Source organism: Nocardiopsis sp. B62, from assembly GCF_018070675.1.
Classification (GTDB): domain Bacteria; phylum Actinomycetota; class Actinomycetes; order Streptosporangiales; family Streptosporangiaceae; genus Nocardiopsis; species Nocardiopsis prasina.
The window spans coordinates 215826-234263 of the sequence record NZ_JAGPXK010000007.1; the positions used below are offsets into that span (position 1 = coordinate 215826).

Below are 18438 nucleotides of genomic sequence, written 5' to 3' on the forward strand. Positions count from 1 at the left end.
CTTTCCTCTCCGGGACGGATCATTCGTCCGCGTCGTCGTGGGGGATGGCCAGGCGGACGGTGGTGCCCCCTCCGGGGGAGCTCTCCAGCTCAAGCACCCCGCCCACCGACTCCGCCCGGTGGCGCATGTTGGCCAGTCCGTTGCCGTGGGCGGGCAGTGAGGTGTCGAAGCCGAGCCCGTCGTCCTCGACGGTCAGCCGCACGCCGACGTCCGTGTAGGCGAGGGTGACCGTGGTGGTGCGGGCTCCGGCGTGCTTGCGGACGTTGGCCAGGGCCTCCTGTGCGGTGCGCAGCAGACAGATCTGGAGGTCGTTGGCGAGTTCCTCCGGTGCCCCGGTGACCTCGGCGTTCACGGAGATGCCGAGTTCCCGTCCGAGGCGTTCGCAGATGCGCCGGACCGACGCGTCCAGGCCCTCGTCGTCCAGCCGGAGCGACTGGCGGGCGGCCACCATGGCCCGGGTCTCGGCGAGGTTCTCCGCCGCCGTCTCGCGCATCAGCGCCAGGTGGCGGCGGGCGGTCACGGGGTCGCTGTCCAGCTCCGACTCCACCGCCTGGGTCAGGGTGATGATGCTGGTGAACCCCTGGGCCAGGGTGTCGTGCATCTCGCGGGCCAGGTGCTCCCGCTCGGCCAGGGCACCGGCCTCCTCGGACAGCCGGGACACCTCCTCGCGGCTGTGCCGCAGCGCCTCGATCAGCTCGTACCGTTCCGCGCTCTGCACCACGATCCGTTCGATCCAGGTCCCGAACCACAGGGCGTAGCCCAGGATCGCGCCGTTGATGAGCAGGCTGACACCGACCGAGGACCAGTCCTCCCAGCCGAGCAGGCCGTCCAACAGCGTCGGGAAGAGCAGGATCACGCCCACCGTCGCGACGGCGAGAACGCTCCCCACCGTCATGAAGCAGACCGGGGCGATCGCGATCAGCGCGAACACCAGGGTCGGGTTGATGATCACGGCGGGCACGCTGGGCAGGAGGAACAGCCCCATCAGTCCCAGGGCCCGGCCCGCACTCGGGAAGTCCTTCTCCGGGCTGATCAGCGGCCGGGCGAAGACCAGGTAGACCAACACCACCACGACCATCAGCGCCGCTGTCAGCCAGCGCCACTCCGGGGGGCCGGTGACCAGGGCCAGCACGATCACCGCCGCCATCGCGAGGGTGAAGGCCACGTGCCACCAGACGCCCATGTTCCACGCGTGCCGCTCGTCCCGGCCGGAGGACGGGTCCGGTCCGGTCGGGTCCGACCGGGCGGGGTCGGACCCCGAGGGCGCCGTCGTGTCCGGCCCCGGGGCCCGGTCCGTCGTCATCGTCATCCGTCCTTGCGTGTCTTCCATCGGAAGGTCAGAAGGGTCAGGACCAAGCCCACCACACACCAGCCCCCCAGGACCAGGGCGACCATGTGCAGGTCCCAGGCGCCGGACATCTCCATGACGGCCATCTCGTCCGGGAAGAACGCGGCCCGCATGCCCTGTGCCATCCACAGCAGGGGGAAGAGGGCGGCGCCGGTCAGGATCCAGTCCGGCATGAGGTGCACCGGGACGAAGATCCCGGAGGTGAACTGGAGCAGGAGGAAGGGGATGACCACCACGGCGGAGGCCGTCTGGGCGGTGCGGGCCAGCGAGCTCATGGCGATCCCCAGGAGGGAACAGCCGACCGTCCCGAGGACGAACACCCACGCGATGGTGGACCAGGCGGCCAGGGTGGACGGCATGGTCCCGCCGAAGAACAGGGCCGCGACGGCGAGCAGGAGCGCCATCTGGCCCACGGCGAGGAAGAGCACGAGGAGCGTCTTGCCGACGAAGTAGGCGCTGGGCGGCATGGGGGTTCCGCGCAGTCGGCGCAGTGCCCCCTGGTCGCGTTCGACGGCGATCGCGATGCCGAGGGTCTGGAAGCTCACCGACATCAGGCCCATCGCGATGAGCCCGGGCAGGTAGTAGTCGACCGCCGCCATCTCCATGTCGAACATGCCGTCGAAGATCGCCGCGAACATGACCAGGATCAGGGCGGGCAGCGAGAACGTGAAGATCAGGCTCTCCCACTCGCGGGAGAAGGTGCGGATCTCCATCCACCCCCGGGACAGGCCTACGCGCACGGCACCGGGCGGACGGCCCGGAGCGTCGGGGGCGGGGGTCGCGGCGGTCTCCGTCACGGTGTCGGTGCTCATGCCGCGCCTTCCTCGTTGGCCTGGTCGTCCTGGATCATGTCGAGGTAGATGTCCTCCAGCGTGGGGCGGTGCACGCTCAGCTCCGGGATCTCCCCGGGGATGCGCGCGCTCAGCTCGGACACCAGCCGGGTGGGGGTGTCGGTGCGCGTCTCGTGTCGGCGCCCGTCCTCCGTCCAGGAGACGGTGGCCTGGGCGGAGGCGCGGCCCCCCAGCTGCCCTGGGGCGTCCACGGCACGGATGCGTCCGCCCGCGATCACGCACACCCGGTCGGCCAGGAACTCGGCCTCCTCCAGGTAGTGCGTGGTGAGCACGATGGTGGTGCCCTGCCGGGCCAGGCCCTGGATGAGTTCCCAGAACTCGCGGCGCGCCCGGGGATCGAAGCCGGTGGTGGGCTCGTCGAGGAAGAGGAGTTCGGGGCGGCCGATGATGCCCAGGGCGACGTCGAGGCGTCGCCGCTGGCCGCCGGAGAGCGAGTCGGGAAGTGCCGTGGCCTTCTCCGTGAGGCCGACCATCTCCAGGACCTCGTCGGCGCTCAGCGCCCGGGGGTAGTAGCCAGCGAAGTGCCGGAGGACGTCGCGCACCCGCAGCTTGGGGACCATGGTCTCCTTCTGCCACACGATTCCGATCCGGGAGCGCCAGGCCCGGCCCGCCCTCCCGGGGTCCTCACCCAGCACACGGACGTCGCCGCCGCTGCGGGTGCGGAAGCCCTCCAGGATCTCCACGGCCGTGGACTTGCCCGCGCCGTTGGGCCCGAGGAAGGAGAAGACCTCGCCCCGGGGGACGCTCAGATCGATCCCCGCGACCGCGTGGGTGTCGCCGTAGCGTTTGGTGAGGCCCTCGACCTCGATGACTGTTGCGCTCATACCCCCAGCGTCCCGTGGACGCGGCGCGGAGGGTGTCCCCCGGGGGGACCGACCGCTGTCCTCCGAACGGAGGACAGCGGGGGTCAGAACAGGCGCAGGGTGTCGGGCTCGATGCCGCGCAGCTCGTCGTAGTCGAGGACCACACAGGTGATGCCCCGGTCCTCGGCCAGGACCTTGGCCTGGGGCTTGATCTCCTGGGCCGCGAACACACCGGCCACCGGGGCCAGGGAGGGGTCGCGGTTGAGGAGTTCGAGGTAGCGGGTGAGCTGCTCCACGCCGTCGATGTCCCCGCGGCGCTTGAGCTCCACCGCCACGGTGTTGCTCCCGCCGTCGCGACAGAGGATGTCCACGGGACCGATGGCCGTGGGGTACTCGCGGCGGATGAGCGTGTAGCCGTCGCCCAGCGTGGTGATGTGCTCGGCGAGCAGTTCCTGGAGGTGGGCCTCGACGCCGTCCTTCTGGAGGCCGGGGTCCTTGCCGAGCTCGTGCGCGGAGTCGTGCGTGACCTCCTCGATGGTCAGCACGAGCTTCTCACCGGACTTGCTGTGCGTGACCGTCCACACGTCGGGACCGTCCTCGACCGTCTCCTCGCGGAGTTTGCACGGCGGGTTCATCCAGTTCAGGGGTTTGAACGCCCGGTCGTCGGCGTGGATGGACACGCTCCCGTCGGCCTTGATCAGGATCAGGCGGGGAGCCATGGGCAGGTGGGCGGTGAGTCGGCCGACGTAGTCGACGCTGCACCGCGCGATGACGAGACGCACGGGACGTCACGTTACCGTCTCCGCCGCGCCCGCGAACCCGCTTCCGGGGAGGGACCACGCCGGGGCGGGGATGGGGGCCGGGGCCGGTACTGCCTAGGGTGGCGGGATGCTCGTGCGCAATCGTTGGGTCATCCTGTCGGTCAGCATGGTGGCGCAGGTGGCCAGCGTCTCGGTGATGTTCGGGGTGCCGGTCGTGCTCCCGCAGCTGCGCGAGGCGTTCGGAGTCTCCACGGCCCAGGCGGGGATGCTCGCCGGGCTGCCTTCGTTCGGCCTGCTGCTCACCCTCCTGGCCTGGGGCGTGGTCATCGACCGCGCAGGGGAGCGGGCGACGATGGCGCTCAGCCTGCTTCTGACGGCGGGTGTGCTCGGGCTGCTCTGGACGGTGACGGACCTGTGGGGCGCGGCGGTGGTCCTGCTGCTGGCGGGTGCGGTCGGCGGCCCGGTCAACGCGGCCAGCGGGCGTCTGGTCATGACCTGGTTCGAACGCCGCGAACGCGGGTTGGCGATGGGGATCCGTCAGTCAGCCCTGCCCCTGGGCGTGGGCCTGGCCGCCCTGGTACTGCCCAGGGCGGCGGACGCGTGGGGGTTCGTCGGTGCGATGACGCTTCCGGCCGCGCTCGCGCTGGTGGCGGTCCCCCTCGTGCTGGCGATGGCCTCGGCGCCCCCGGAGGGGCGGGAAACCCCTGACGCTCCCGCCCCTGCCACCCCCGCCGCCCCTGCCGCCCCTGTCGCAACTGCCGCCCCGGCCGAATCAGCCGAACCCGCCGAACCGACAGAACCGGCGGCGTCCCCCTACCGAGGGTGGGCCATCTGGCGGGTGCACGGCGCGAGCATGCTCCTCGGGGTCCCGCAGGTCACGCTCATGGTCTACACGGTCATCTACCTGGTCCAGGAACAGGGGTGGGGTCCGCCCGCCGCCGGTGCCGTGGTCGCGGCGGCGCAGATCCCCGGGGCGGTCGGACGGCTGCTGCTCGGGGCCTGGTCGGACCGGACCGGGAACCGCATGCGCCCGGTCCGGTGGCTGGCCGTGGTCTCGGGGGTGGCGCTGGTCCTGCTCACCGTTCTGCCGAACGTGTGGGGAGGGGCTGCCGTCCCCCTGGTCCTGGTCTGCCTGGTGCTGACCATGTGGCACAACGGCCTGACCTTCCTCTCCGTCGCGGAGATCGCCGGGACCGCCTGGGCCGGGCGGGCGCTGGCGGTGCAGAACTGGCTCCAGTCGGTCAGTACCACCCTCACCCCCGTGTTGATGGCCGCCGTGATCACGCTCGCGGGACTGCCCACCGTGTTCGCGGTGAGCGCGGTGTTCTCCGCGTTGGCCGTCGCGGTGGTGCCGATCCGGCCGCATCGCACTACCGACCAGTAGTAAAGATCTGGTCCCGGTGCGTCGGCGGGGCGCCGGGGAGGTCTAGGGTGGGGCCCATGGTGCAGGAATTTGACAAGGTCGGCGTCGTAGGACTGGGCACGATGGGTGCGGGCATCGCTGAGGTGTTCGCCAGGGCCGGGTTCAACGTCGTCGGGGTCGAGATCGACCAGGCCGCCCTCGACCGCGGCCGTGGCCACGTGGACAAGTCCCTCTCGCGCGCGGTGAGCAAGGGCAAGATCACCGAGGGGGAGCGCTCGGAGATCGACGCCCGTCTCACGTTCAGCACGTCCCGCGAGGACCTCTCGGACGCCGACTTCGTCGTCGAGGCCGTCCCCGAGCGCATGGACGTCAAGCGCGACGTGTTCGGCGACCTCGACCGGATCTGCCCGCCCGGCACGATCCTGGCGACCAACACCTCCTCGCTTTCGGTCACAGAGATCGCGGCGCTGACCGACCGCCCCGAGAAGGTCGTCGGCCTGCACTTCTTCAACCCGGCCCCGGTCATGAAGCTGACGGAGGTCATCACCACCATCTCCACCAGCCCCGAGACCGTCGACATCGTCACCGAGGTCGCCAAGCGCGTCGGCAAGACCCCGATCGCGGTGGGCGACCGCGGCGGTTTCGTCGCCAACGCCCTGCTGGTGCCCTACGTCAACGACGCCATCCGCCTCTACGAGCGTCGGATCGCCACCCGCGAGGAGATCGACGAGGCCGTCAAGAAGGCCGTCGGTCTGCCGATGGGCCCGCTCGCCCTCGCCGACCTCGTGGGTCTGGACGTGTGCCTGGCCGTCATGGACGTCCTCTGGGACGAGTTCCGCGACCCCAGGTACGCCGCCACCCCGCTCATGCGTCGCATGGTCGCCGCGGGCCGCCTCGGCCGCAAGACCGGCCAGGGCTTCTACGGGACCGGTGACGAGGCTCCCGAGCCCCGCCGCACCGGGCGCCTCGCCGAGATGGTGCGCGAGGAGGAGACCCTCGACCTGGGCGAGATGCTCATCGCGCCGCAGATCGACGACGCCCTGCGCATGGTCGGCGACGGCTACGCCTCCGCCAAGGACATCGACACCGCCATGCGGTTCGGCTGCGGCTACCCGAAGGGCCCGACCGAGCTTCTGGAGGAGCGCGGCGCGGAGTCCGTGATCACCACGCTGGTGGCCATGTCGGAGTACGGGCTCACCACCATCGCGGTGCCCGCTCCGCTCCTCATGGACCTGCTGCCCGACGCCGAGGAGAGCGCCTCCCACGGCGGAGGCTGCGCCTGCCACGGCTAGGGCCTGTTTTTCTGGATGCTTTCGCTCGTGTCGGCGGAGCCGACATCGATGCGAGCGGCCGTCTCCCCTGCTGTGCGCTGCTACGCAAGCTCCGCAGCCTCGCACAGCGGGGGCCCGGCAATCTCTCGCCAGGCGATGAGCGAGGTCAGCCTGGGTTGGCTGTCCGAGTGACATCGGCGCATCGAGAGACCCGCCTGGTGGTAACGCGAGGACACCGCGCCGCAGGCGTCCGTTGAGGGTGGTGGCGGGCGCCGCTTCGCCCGGCCCGGCACCCCAGCCGCCGCCACACCCCCCGGTGTGGCGGCGGCCACTGTTCGTCCTCTCCTACCCTTGGAGGGTGAGCCCGCGCCGTAACAGCCCCCGCCGTAAGACCGCCCGGGGCAAGAACCCTCCTGGAGGCCCCCCGGACGAGGACGCCCTCATGCTGCGCGTCACCGGAGGGCAGCGCCGCGAGACCGGCCCCGACGGCGAGTGGGTCACGCGCCGGATCAGCGGCGCCGCCGCGACCAAGGTCTACCGCTGTCCCGGCTGTGCTCAGGAGATCCCCACGGGGATGCCCCACGTCGTCGCCTGGCGCCCCTACGGCGACGGTGGCGACCGAAGGCACTGGCACTCCTCCTGCTGGGACCGGCGTTCCCACCGCTCTCCCAGGGCCCCCAGATACTGACCTGACGAGAGGACCCATGGAGATCCGAGCCACCACGGTGCTGCCCGCCGTTCGACGGCCCATCACCCTGCACACCGCCGACGGACTGGAACTGGTCGGCGAACTGGCCCTGCCCGAGGGCCGCAGGCCCGTCGCCACTCTGGTCTGCCTGCACCCCCTGCCCACCGCCGAGGGCATGATGGACAGCCACGTCCTGCGCAAGGCGTCCTTCCGTCTGCCCGCCCTGGCCAACGTCGCCGTGCTGCGCTTCAACACGCGCGGTACCACCTCACGCCACGGCACCAGCGAGGGCGCGTTCGGTGAGGGCGAGACCGAGCAGCACGACGTCATGGCCGCCATCGAGTTCACCGAGTTCGAGGACCTGCCCGACCCCTGGTTGCTGGGCTGGTCGTTCGGTACCGAGCTGGCCCTCAAGTGGGGCTGCGACCCGCAGGTCAGGGGCGCACTGCTGCTGTCACCGCCGCTGCACCGCGCCGACGAGTCCGACATGCGGGTGTGGGCGGAATCCGGCAAGCCCGTCGTGGCGCTGGTCCCCGAACACGACGACTACCTCAGGCCCGAGGAGGCCCGGGAACGCTTCGCGCCCCTCACCCAGGCCGAGATCATCGGGGTCGACGGCGCCAAGCACCTGTGGGTGGGCGAGCCCTACGTGCGCCGCGTCCTCGACGAGATCGTCAGGCGCGTCAACCCCGAGGCGTACCCGCTACCCACCGAGTGGGACGGGCCCTGGGAGAAGGATCAGGGCTAGCTCCGCTGTGTCTCCTCGCGCCCGCGCTTCGGTGCGTGTGCGTCGCCTTCGCGGAGGATCCTTCGGTGTCCGTGGGGGTCCCCGAGGAGCGGGCCATCACACCCCGCCACTCCCGGAGCCTCCCTCCGGAACCGAACGAAGGCACCGGTGTGTGAGCGGGGCTCGCCGCCGGGGTTGAGGTGGGCGTGCGGATCTGCGCCCGTGGCTGTGGTGTGGTCCGGACGAGCGAAGGGCCCGGTCCCGGGGTGAACCCCTGGGAACGGGCCCTTCGTCGTCTCAGGACGACTCAGCCGAGGCCGGTCGTTACTCCTGCCACCAGTCCTCGTCGTCGGAGCCCTTGCCGGAGTGGGCGGGCTGCTTGGGCTCCTCCACCGCGGGGGCGGGGGCGGCCGGGGCGGCCTCCTGCTGGATCGCGGCGGGGGCCGGAGCGGCCGGAGCAGCCGGGGCGGGGGCGCCACCGCCACCACCGAGCAGCTGACGCAGCTGCTGGAGGTGCGACTGGATGCTGTCCCGCTGGCGGTTGAGCTCGTCGACCTCCTTCTTGGCGGCCGTCATGATCCGGTTGGCCTCGGACTTGGCGTCGCCGAGCTGGTGCTCGGCCTTGGACTTGGCCTCGGTCTCGATCTGACCGGCGTTCTTCTTGGCGTTGCTGACCAGCTGCTTGGCGTGGTTCTCGGCGTCGCGGCGGGTCTGCTCGGCCTGCTGGCTGGCCTTGGTGGCGCGCTGCTCGGCGCTGGAGGCGCGCTCCTCGGCCTCGTTGACCATCTTCTGCGTGGCGGCCTGGGCGGCGGCCAGACGCTCGGCGTCCTGACGCTCGGCCTCGGCACGGCGGTCGGCCAGCTGGAGCTCGAACTGGTCCTCGGTCTCGGTGCGGCGCGCCTCGGACTCGGCGTAGGCCCGCTCGGCGTTCTTGCGCAGCTCCTCGGCCTGGCTCTTGGCCGACTGGATCGTCTCGTCGCGCTCACGCTTGGCGGCGGCGCGGGCCTGTGCGCACTCACGCTCGGTGGTGGTGCGCAGCTTGGCGATCTCACCCTCGAAGGTGGCGCGCTTCTCGGCGATCTCGTGGTCGACGGCCGAACGCTTCTTCTGCACTTCGCGCTCGGTGGTCGAGGCCAGCTCGTCGGCCTCGCGGCGGGCGGTGGTGCTGATCTCCTCGGCCTCGGACTCGGCGCCCTGGCGCTGCTCGTCGGCCTCACGCTGGGCCAGCGTGCGGACCTCGGTGGCCTCCGACTCGGCGGCCGCGCGCATCTCGGCGGCCTCGATCTGGGCGGCCGAGCGGATGTCGTTGGCGTCGATCTGGGCGCTCTGCACCAGCTCGTTGGCCTGCTCCTCGGCGAGGCGCAGCAGCTCCTCGATACGGGAGCCCAGGCCGGAGTAGGAGGGGCGCTCCCGCTCCTGGAGCTGGCGGTTCTTCGCGTTCAGCTCGGACTTGGCCTTGTCGAGCTGCTTGTTGGACTGCTTGACCTCGTTGCGCAGCCCGTCCAGGTAGTCCTGCACCTGGGTGCGGTCAAAGCCACGCAGCACCACGTCGAACTCTGGCGGGGTGTTGTCTTCGTCGAAGATGTTGTTGAGCTGGGTGTCAATGTTGTTTGACGACATGTGGCGGAATCCTGAACGGGTGCGAGACGGCTACTTGCAAACTGCCGGGGGCGGCAGGAGGGCGGCTGCTGTGCCCCCGGGGGGCGGGTTTTCGCCCGGAGGGCGCGAGCCGGGACGCGGGCGGCCCGGTGCGACGGGGCTCCGAGCTCCCGTGATGACCCTGACCGCCTCCGACGGTCGCATGGATGTGGTGGACACCCGGATGCGACCGTCCCGGCTCACTGACCGGACTGCAAGACATGGACCACGCCGGATGCGAACACATCCGGCAGCTAGCCGACTTTATCAAGCAGGACACCCCTGGGAAGGGGGTTTCGGGCAACTTCCGGTGGGGTCCGTGGTCAACCGAGCCACGGGAACTCAAGCTGTGATGAGTCCGGAACTTTCCCGTGATGTGAATCGGCCGACCACTTCCCTCAGCATGGCGCTAGTGGGCGCTCTGCACCAACTCGGTGAGGACACCGCCGCAGTCCTTCGGATGGAGGAACACGATCCGCGAACCGGCGGTACCGGAGCGCGGCTCGGCGTCGAGCACCCGTACCCCCTGTTCGGCCACCCCGGCCGCGCTCGCGGCCACGTCGCCGGTGCCGAACGCGATGTGGTGCACGCCCTCACCGTTGCGGGCCAGGAACTTCGCCACGGGGGAGTCCTCCCGTGTGGGCTCCAGGAGTTGCAGGTACGTGGCGCCGCCGTCGTCCGTGCCGTTGATCCGGAGCATCGCCTCTCGGACGCCCTGCTCCTCGTTGACCTCCTCGTGCTCCACCTCGAACCCGTACGTGGTCCGGTAGAACTCGACGGACGCGTCGAGGTCGCGGCAGGCGATCCCCACGTGGTCCAACCGGGTCAGACCCGCGAATGGGCCGGTGGGGCTGGGTGCGTCACTCACTGGCGAACCTCCCGAACGTCGCTGGGACCTGTGTGGGTATCGTTGCAGACCAGCTGAGACACCCATCACTTGGAGGCCAGTTAAGATGCCCGGTTCCGTCATCGTCGGTGGGGCCCGGACCCCGACCGGCCGTCTCCTCGGCTCCCTCGCCGGGTTCTCCGCCGCCGACCTGGGCGGCTTCGCTGTCAAGGCGGCGTTGGAGCGCGCCGGGATCAGCGGAGACCAGGTGGGATACGTGGTCCTGGGACAGGTCCTCCAGGCGGGCGCCGGGCAGATCCCCTCCCGCCAGGCCGCCGTGAAGGCGGGCATCCCCATGGACGTCCCGTCCGTGACCATCAACAAGGTCTGCCTTTCCGGCCTGGACGCCATCGCCCTGGCCGACCAGCTCATCCGCGCGGGCGAGTTCGACATCGTGGTCGCGGGCGGCATGGAGTCCATGACCAACGCCCCCCACCTGCTGCCCAAGTCCCGCAAGGGCTACAAGTACGGCTCCGTCGAGGTCCTGGACGCGACCGCGCACGACGGCCTCACCGACGCCTTCGAGGGCGACTCGATGGGCGCCTCCACCGAGCGTCACAACGGCAAGCTCGGCATCGAGCGCGCCGAGCAGGACGCCTTCGCCGCCCGCTCCCACCAGCGCGCCGCGGCCGCTGCCGAGCAGGGCCGGTTCGACGCGGAGATCGTCCCCGTCGAGATCCCGCAGCGCAAGGGCGACCCGGTCGTGTTCTCCCACGACGAGGGCGTCCGGCCCGACACCACCGTCGAGAGCCTGGGCCGACTGCGTCCCGCCTTCGACAGCGACGGGACCATCACCGCGGGTTCCTCCTCGCAGATCTCCGACGGCGCCGCCGCCGTGGTCGTGATGAGCCGTGCCAGGGCCGAGGAGCTCGGCGCCCCGATCCTCGCCGAGATCGGCGCGCACGGGAACGTCGCCGGCCCGGACAACTCCCTGCACTCCCAGCCCTCCAACGCCATCAGGCACGCGCTCACCAAGGCGGGCAAGGAGGTCGGGGACCTGGACCTCATCGAGATCAACGAGGCCTTCGCCGCGGTCGGCATCCAGTCCACCAAGGACCTCGGTGTCTCGGAGGACATCGTCAACGTCAACGGCGGCGCCATCGCGATCGGTCACCCGATCGGCGCCTCCGGAGCGCGGATCGCCCTCCACCTGATCCACGAGCTGCGTCGCCGCGGCGGCGGGCTCGGCGCGGCCGCGCTGTGCGGCGGCGGTGGCCAGGGCGACGCCCTGCTGTTCACGGTGCCCGGGGAGTAGCACCGCTCCGGTCCGTGCGCGGGCCGGTCGGGAGTGAGATCGTACGGGGCGGGGGCGTCGGGCCACCGCCCCGACACATGTCCGCAGGTCGAGGTCGAGGAGTCGCATGAACGCCCCCCAGCTGGTCGAACGGGTTCGCGGGGGTGACCGCCGGGCGCTGGCCCGCGCGATCACCCTGGTCGAGAACGGTGCCGCCGAACTGCGCGAGATCATGGCCGGGCTGGCGCCCCACACAGGCCGGGCCCGCGTGGTCGGCTTCACCGGCTCGCCTGGGGTGGGCAAGTCCACCACCACCAACGCCGTGGTGCGCGCGGTGCGCGCCCGCGGCCTGTCGGTCGCGGTCCTGGCGGTGGACCCCTCCTCGCCCTTCACCGGCGGCGCCCTGCTCGGTGACCGGGTGCGGATGCAGGAACACGCCACCGATCCGGGCGTGTACATCAGGTCCATGGCCAACCGCGGGCATCTGGGCGGACTGTCCTGGGCGACCCCGCACGCGCTGCGTGTGCTGGACGCGGCCGGGTTCGACGTGATCCTCGTGGAGACGGTCGGCGTGGGGCAGGCCGAGGTGGAGATCGCCGGTCTCGCGGACACGACCGTCGTGCTGAGCGCCCCCGGCATGGGCGACGGGGTGCAGGCCGCCAAGGCCGGGGTGCTGGAGGTCGCCGACGTGTTCGCGGTGAACAAGGCGGACCGGGACGGGGCCAGGGTGACCCTGCGCGAGCTGCGGCAGATGGTCGCGATGAAGGACCGCTCGGACGACGAGTGGAAGCCGCCGATCGCCATGACGGTGGCTGCCAAGGACGAGGGGATCGACGAACTCTGGGGGCGGGTGGAGGAGCACCACGCGCACCTGGAGAAGTCCGGGGAACTCGTGTCGCGGCGCCGTCGGCGCGCCCGCGACGAGGTGGAGGCGATCGTGCTGGACCTGCTGCGCGCCCGGATGGGTGGTGTCGGCTCCGAGCACGGCCTGGACGAACTGGCCCGGGAGGTCGCGGCCGGTGAGCGCGACCCCTACGCCGCCGCCGACCTGCTCCTGAAGGAGCTCGGCGCCGACACGGGGGAGTAGCGCGGCCCCTGGTGGGTCGCCGGGGTTCCCGCCCGAAGTACCGGAACGACCCCCGGACATGAGGCGGCCGGGACGGACCGTCGCACGTCGGTCCGCCCCGGCCTGGCGGCGGTGCTCCCCGGATCAGAGCACCGACGCCGCTGGTTCCCGCCACCGGCCTGGACCGGAGGCGGGGGTCCTCGGTCCTAGTCGCCGAGCGCCGTGTCGATGGCGGCCATCAGGCTGCCGTCGGTGTCGTCGCCGTCGATGGACCAGATCATGACCCCGCCGAGGCCGTTGTCCGTCACCCAGTCGGTCTTCTGGGTCATGGCGGTCTCGTCGTCGAAGGTCCAGAAGGTCTCGCCGTCGTAGAGCCATGCCGTTCCGAGGTCGTCGGAGCGGAACAGGTCGTAGCCGGGAAGCTCCTTGAGGTTGCGGTACTCCTCGCTGCCGTCGGCGTAGGTGCCGGGTGCGGGGCCCGCGGCGGGCTGGAAGAGCCCGTCACCCTCGGGGCCCGGTTCCACGCCGGTCCAGCCCTGCCCGTAGAAGGGCACGCCCAGGACCAGCTTGTCGGGGTCGACGCCGCGGTCGAGGTAGGCCTGCATGGTGGTCTGGGTGGAGATCACGTCACCGGGGTCGCGCGGGTCGGGCACCAGGTTGGACTGGTGGTTGGTGACCGACTCCCAGGTGCCGTGGTAGTCGTAGCCCTGGACGGTGATGTAGTCCATGTTGGGCATGATCTCGTCCAGCTCGAACCCGGTGTCGATGCGCCAGGGACCGGCGGGCATGAACGCGCTGATCTCGTAGTGGCGGTCGGTCTGCGCGCCGAACTCGTCCAGCTGGTCGCGGAACTCCTGGACCAGGGCGGTGAAGTTCTCCCGGTCCTCGGGACGGACCACGTTGTGCGGGTTGCCGTCGGAGGCCGGCCACTCCCAGTCGAGGTCGATGCCGTCGAAGACGCCGTAGCCGACGCCCTCGCCGCCCGCCCCGTCGATGACCGGGAGGTTCCCCTTCAGGTACAGGTCGACGCAGGAGCTGACGAGCCGCTCACGGGACTCGGGGGTGAGCGCGGCGTCGGAGAAGTGCTTGGACCAGTTCCAGCCGCCCAACGAGATGTTGACGATCAGGTTGGGGTACTGCTCCTTCAGTTTGCGGAGCTGGTTGAAGTTGCCGCGCAGGGGCTGGCCGGGGCCGTCGGCGGCGCCGTCGACGCTCTCCGAGGCGGGGACGGCCCGGCCGTAGTCCGCTCGGGCGTCGCCCTCCTCGGGCTCGTTGGTCATGAAGCACTCGCCGTCGGGTCCCACGTTGCCGAACGCGTAGTTGATGTGCGTGAGCTTCTCGGCGCTGCCCGAGTCGACGAGGTCGCGGACGCCGTAGCCGCGTTCCTCCACGCCCCACTGGGTGAAGTAGGCGATGCTGCGGCTGCCGTGCAGGGGTCCCTCATGGGGCTCCCCGGCGCACGGGGCACCGTTGACGGTGCAGTCGAGGAGGTGGCTGTTGCCGCCGGTGTGGACGCCGTTGAAGCCGAACTGGTAGGTGCCGCCGGCGGGGATCGCGGCGCCCCAGTTCGGCGGGGTCACGGTGTAGCCGTCCTGGGCGGTACCCGCGAGGGTGGCGTTCCACAGCTGGTGGACGCTGCTGCCCTCGGGGAGGTCGAACTCCAGGGTCCAGTCGGTCAGGTCCGCCCCGGAGGCGTTGTGGACGGTGATCTCGCCGGTGTAGCCGGTGTTCCAGCGGGCCGACTCGACGTAGGTGACCGTGAGGCCGGAGGGCTCGGCGCTCTCGGCGGCCACGGGCGGGACGAAGAGAGCGAGTGGCGCCACCAGCGCGGCGGCGGCCACCACCGAGAGGTGGTTTCTGAGTCGTCGTGAGCTCACGTCGCGAGATCTCCTCGGGGGAGGGGTCAAGGCCCTGGGGGCGTCCTGCGGCCCTGACGTGGGGGGATAAATTTTTAGGAAACTTAACTAATAATTACGGGCCCCGTCAACGCCCCGCAGGGAAGTTTTCACCGACCCGCACTGAATTCCCTGGGACGGACCGGCCTCCTCCAGGCGATCCGTCGAGTTGACGGGCCGGACCAGTGGCCCCGGGCGGGAAGTGTCCCCTTCCGGCCACGGAACCCCCCTTGCCAGTGAGGGAGCGCTGTGCTTCCCCGTCCGCAGCCGACCCCGAGCGCCGTCCAGCGCCCGCCCAACACGGCCTAGAGTGACGGCGTGGGAAACCCTTTGAACCTTCCGTTCGACCCGATCGAGCGCGCTCACGACAACTGGAGTCAGAGATGGGGAGCCTCGCCCGCCATGGCGGCGGTCACCTCCCTCATGCGCGCGCAGCAGCTCCTCATCGGCGAGCTGGACGGCACTCTCAAGCCGTTCGGCCTGACCTTCGCCCGGTACGAGGCGTTGGTCCTGCTCACCTTCAGCTCCTCCGGCTCGCTGCCGTTGGGCAAGATCGGTGAGCGCCTGATGGTGCACCCCACCAGCGTCACCAACACCATCGACCGGCTGGAGGGGCAGGGCCTGGTGCTCCGACGCCCCAACCCGAGCGACGGCCGTGGCGTGCTGGCGGAGATCACCGAGGCAGGGCGCGAGGTCACGGAGGAGGCCACCCAGGCACTCCTCGGTATGGACTTCGGGGTCGGCTGCTACTCCGACGAGGAACTCTGGGGCGTGCACCAGCTGCTCACCCGGCTCCGGGTGGACTTCGGTGACTTCCCCGCCCCCGTGGCCGAGGCGGCGGAGCGACGCTGACCGGGCAGTCCTCCCGCGCGCGTGCGCCGGGAACGCCCTGTCTGTACTTATTTAGTTGGACGTCCTACTATCTCCGTATGGCGAACACCACAGGAGAGCCCACCGACGGCGGCGGGGCCCAGGAGATCGAGGCCGGGCGCGACCGCTGGCAGCGCCGCTACGACTCCGCCCGCAAGCGCGACGCCGACTTCACCACGCTCTCCGGGCGGCCCCTCGATCCCGTCTACGGGCCCCGGTCCGGCGCGGAGGTCCCGGGCTTCGAGCGGGTCGGCTGGCCCGGCGAGTACCCGTACACCCGGGGCCTGTACCCCACCGGTTACCGGGGCCGCGCCTGGACCATCCGCCAGTTCGCCGGGTTCGGCAACGCGACGCAGACCAACGAGCGCTACAAGATGATCCTCGCCCAGGGAGGCGGAGGGCTCTCGGTCGCCTTCGACATGCCCACCCTGATGGGCCACGACTCGGACTCCCCGCAGGCCCTCGGCGAGGTCGGGCACTGCGGCGTGGCCATCGACTCCGTCGCCGACATGGACCTGCTCTTCGACGGCATCCCCCTCGGGGAGACCACCACGTCGATGACCATCAGCGGACCGGCCATCCCGGCCTTCTGCATGTACCTGGTCGCCGCCGAGCGCCAGGGCGTCGACACCGGCGGCCTCAACGGCACGCTCCAGACCGACATCTTCAAGGAGTACATCGCCCAGAAGGAGTGGCTGTACCCGCCCGAACCCCACCTGCGCCTCATCGGCGACCTGATGGAGTACTGCGCGGAGCACATTCCCGCCTTCAAGCCGCTCTCCGTCTCCGGCTACCACATCCGCGAGGCGGGGGCCACGGCCGCACAGGAGCTGGCCTACACCCTGGCTGACGGGTTCGGCTACGTGGAGCTGGGCCTGTCCCGGGGCCTGGACATCGACCGCTTCGCGCCGGGGCTCTCCTTCTTCTTCGACGCCCACATCGACTTCTTCGAGGAGATCGCCAAGTTCCGCGCCGCCCGCCGCATCTGGGCCCGCTGGATCCGCGACACCTACGGCGCGAGGACCGAGAAGGCCCAGTGGCTGCGGTTCCACACCCAGACCGCCGGGGTCTCGCTCACCGCGCAGCAGCCCTACAACAACGTGGTGCGCACCGCCGTCGAGGCGCTCTCCGCCGTGCTCGGCGGCACCAACTCACTGCACACCAACGCCCTCGACGAGACGCTGGCCCTGCCCACGGAGCAGTCCGCCGAGATCGCCCTGCGCACCCAGCAGGTCCTCATGGAGGAGACCGGGGTGGTCAACGTCGCCGACCCCCTCGGCGGCTCCTGGTACGTGGAGGCGCTCACCGACGAGATCGAGGCCGAGGCGGAGCGGATCTTCGAGCAGATCCTCCGCATGGGCGGGGGAGAGGACGTCGAACACGCGATCGGTCCGATGACCTCCGGAATCCTCGCCGGGATCGGGAACGGCTACTTCAGCTCCGAGATCGCCGAGTCCGCCTTCCAGTACCAGCAGGCCCTGGAGAAGGGCGACAAGCGCATCGTCGGCGTGAACTGCCACACCGCGACCGTCTCCGGCGAACTCGACATCCTCAAGATCAGCCACGAGGTCGAGCACGAGCAGAAGCGCGCCCTCACCGAGCGAAGGGCCGCCCGTGACAAGGACGCCGTGGATCGCGCCCTGACCCGCCTGTTGGAGGGCGTCCGCGCGGACGACGGCAACCTCATCCCGCTCATCATGGACGCCGCCCGGGCCGAGGCCACCCTCGGCGAGATCTGCGCCACGATGGGCGAGGAGTTCGGCGGATACACGGAGGACCCGCGGTTCTAGCGGTGCTTCTCCTGCACCTCCGCTTCGCTTCGGCCCGCGTTCGGCGCCTTCGCGGAGGGATCCGGGTTGGCTGGCGGGCCCGGCAACCTCGCGCACACCCGGCCCGTTCCTCACGGGTGGCCTGACGCGTCCCGCACAGTGCTCGCCGAAACGCGGACTCCCCAGGCCGAACGCCCCTTGTGGCTGAGGGAGCCAGTCGGCTCTTCGACTGTGGCCGAGGCAGGCGGCCATCGTGGCGGGTGCGTTCGCCGAGGGCTTCCCGGGGCGGTCCTCGTACCGCTCCGGGATGCGGCAGGATAGGGAACATGCAGCCTTCGGACTTTTCACCGAACAGTGCGGTTGACCTCGGGGCGCGCAAGGCGGCCTTGGAGCGTGAGGCCAAGCAGCGCGCCGAGGAGTCGGCCGGTCGAACCAACCCCTACTCCGTCAACGCCGACGAGTCCAACTTCCAGCAGGTGCTGGAGCGGTCCATGGCCGCCCCGGTCGTGATGGCGGTGCTGGCGAGCTGGTCCGAGCAGTCCAGGCAGGTCGAGGCGATCCTCGACAGGCTCTCCCAGGGCTCCGGCGGCAACTGGCTCCTGGCCAAGATCGACAGCGACGCCAGCCCGCAGCTGGTGCAGGCGCTCCGGGTGTCCGGGACCCCCACGATCATCATCGCGGTCCAGGGCCAGGTCATGCCCCTGATGCAGGGACCGGCCAACGAGGAGCAGCTGCGCGACGCCCTGACCCAGGTGTTCGGCGCGCTCGCCCAGCAGGGCATGCTGCCCCCCGACCACCCCGGCACGGTGGACGGCGACCCCTCCGCCATGCCGGAGGAAGCCGAGCCCGCCCCCCAGGAGGACCCGATCACCACGCAGGCCCAGACGGCCCTGGAGCGCGGTGACTTCGAGGCCGCCGCCGCGGTTTTCGAGAAGGCCCTGGAGGACGACCCGAGGAACGCCGAACTCAAGGCCAACCTCGCCCAGGTCCGCCTGGTCGGCCGTCTCCAGGAGGTGGACGGCCCCGCCGTGCGCCAGGCGGCGGAGAACGACCCCGCGAACGTGGAGGCGCAGATCACCGTCGCCGACATCGACATGTACGGCGGCGACTACGAGGCGGCCTTCGACCGGCTCGTCGAGACGGTCCGGCTGACCTCGGACGGCGAACGCGACCGGGTGCGCGGGCACCTGCTCGCCCTGTTCGACCTGCTGCCCGCCGGTGACCCCCGGGTGAGCGCGGCGCGCCGCAAGCTCACCTCGGCGCTGTTC

Annotated in this window: 16 protein-coding genes; 9 read left to right on the top strand and 7 right to left on the bottom strand. The window is 70.8% G+C overall.

The annotated features are described in order from the left end of the window. Positions 1-19: 19 nt before the first annotated feature. From KBX21_RS10955 to nucS, 4 genes are all read right to left on the bottom strand, one after another. Positions 20-1309 carry a sensor histidine kinase gene (locus KBX21_RS10955; protein WP_210841823.1) on the bottom strand — a complete coding sequence of 430 codons (1290 nt, stop codon included), beginning with the start codon at positions 1307-1309 and terminating at the stop codon, positions 20-22. Then, complete coding sequence (locus tag KBX21_RS10960; RefSeq protein WP_049575425.1) at positions 1306-2160, bottom strand: ABC transporter permease; 855 nt, start codon at positions 2158-2160, stop codon at positions 1306-1308. Before KBX21_RS10960 ends, KBX21_RS10955 begins: the two co-directional genes overlap by 4 nt. Continuing rightward, positions 2157-3023 carry an ABC transporter ATP-binding protein gene (locus KBX21_RS10965; protein ID WP_049575422.1) on the bottom strand — a complete coding sequence of 289 codons (867 nt, stop codon included), beginning with the start codon at positions 3021-3023 and terminating at the stop codon, positions 2157-2159. The genes KBX21_RS10960 and KBX21_RS10965 overlap by 4 nt, the downstream gene beginning before the upstream one ends. An 83-nt stretch (positions 3024-3106) precedes the next feature. After that, on the bottom strand, positions 3107-3784 hold the full coding sequence (nucS, locus tag KBX21_RS10970; protein ID WP_049575419.1) for an endonuclease NucS: 678 nt from the start codon (positions 3782-3784) through the stop codon (positions 3107-3109). A 106-nt stretch (positions 3785-3890) separates the two neighbouring features. On the opposite strand from nucS, the gene KBX21_RS10975 reads away from it, so the two are divergent. From KBX21_RS10975 to KBX21_RS10990, 4 genes are all read left to right on the top strand, one after another. Then, positions 3891-5147, top strand: a complete 1257-nt coding sequence (locus tag KBX21_RS10975; RefSeq protein WP_210841824.1) for an MFS transporter — start codon at positions 3891-3893, stop codon at positions 5145-5147. A 56-nt stretch (positions 5148-5203) separates the two neighbouring features. Further along, on the top strand, positions 5204-6418 hold the full coding sequence (locus KBX21_RS10980; RefSeq protein ID WP_210841825.1) for a 3-hydroxybutyryl-CoA dehydrogenase: 1215 nt from the start codon (positions 5204-5206) through the stop codon (positions 6416-6418). A gap of 337 nt (positions 6419-6755) precedes the next feature. Further along, on the top strand, positions 6756-7085 hold the full coding sequence (locus KBX21_RS10985; protein WP_199776697.1) for an ATP/GTP-binding protein: 330 nt from the start codon (positions 6756-6758) through the stop codon (positions 7083-7085). A 16-nt stretch (positions 7086-7101) separates the two neighbouring features. Next, on the top strand, positions 7102-7833 hold the full coding sequence (locus KBX21_RS10990; RefSeq protein WP_049579840.1) for an alpha/beta hydrolase: 732 nt from the start codon (positions 7102-7104) through the stop codon (positions 7831-7833). 303 nt (positions 7834-8136) lie between these two features. Here KBX21_RS10990 and KBX21_RS10995 read toward each other — a convergent pair whose 3' ends face one another. Then, positions 8137-9432, bottom strand: coding sequence for a DivIVA domain-containing protein (locus KBX21_RS10995; RefSeq protein WP_210841826.1), 1296 nt, complete (start codon positions 9430-9432; stop codon positions 8137-8139). A gap of 427 nt (positions 9433-9859) precedes the next feature. Further along, a complete protein-coding gene (gene mce / locus KBX21_RS11000) occupies positions 9860-10318 on the bottom strand; it encodes a methylmalonyl-CoA epimerase (protein ID WP_049576536.1) in 459 nt (152 codons plus the stop codon). Positions 10319-10403: 85 nt separating this feature from the next. On the opposite strand from mce, the gene KBX21_RS11005 reads away from it, so the two are divergent. Then, positions 10404-11591, top strand: a complete 1188-nt coding sequence (locus KBX21_RS11005) for an acetyl-CoA C-acetyltransferase (RefSeq protein ID WP_210841827.1) — start codon at positions 10404-10406, stop codon at positions 11589-11591. Between the two features lie 106 nt (positions 11592-11697). After that, complete coding sequence (gene meaB / locus KBX21_RS11010) at positions 11698-12657, top strand: methylmalonyl Co-A mutase-associated GTPase MeaB (protein WP_049576542.1); 960 nt, start codon at positions 11698-11700, stop codon at positions 12655-12657. A 185-nt stretch (positions 12658-12842) separates the two neighbouring features. Here the strand turns inward: meaB and KBX21_RS11015 are convergent, their stop codons facing one another. Further along, positions 12843-14513, bottom strand: coding sequence for a glycosyl hydrolase family 18 protein (locus KBX21_RS11015; protein WP_210841828.1), 1671 nt, complete (start codon positions 14511-14513; stop codon positions 12843-12845). Positions 14514-14861: 348 nt separating this feature from the next. Between KBX21_RS11015 and KBX21_RS11020 the strand changes: the two genes are divergently transcribed. The 3 genes from KBX21_RS11020 to KBX21_RS11030 all read left to right on the top strand — a co-directional run. Next, a complete protein-coding gene (locus tag KBX21_RS11020) occupies positions 14862-15383 on the top strand; it encodes a MarR family winged helix-turn-helix transcriptional regulator (protein ID WP_017546104.1) in 522 nt (173 codons plus the stop codon). A gap of 77 nt (positions 15384-15460) precedes the next feature. After that, on the top strand, positions 15461-17191 hold the full coding sequence (locus KBX21_RS11025) for a methylmalonyl-CoA mutase (RefSeq protein WP_210841829.1): 1731 nt from the start codon (positions 15461-15463) through the stop codon (positions 17189-17191). Positions 17192-17496: 305 nt separating this feature from the next. Beyond that, positions 17497-18438: tetratricopeptide repeat protein (locus tag KBX21_RS11030; protein ID WP_210841830.1), on the top strand; the 942-nt coding region annotated here is incomplete at its 3' end.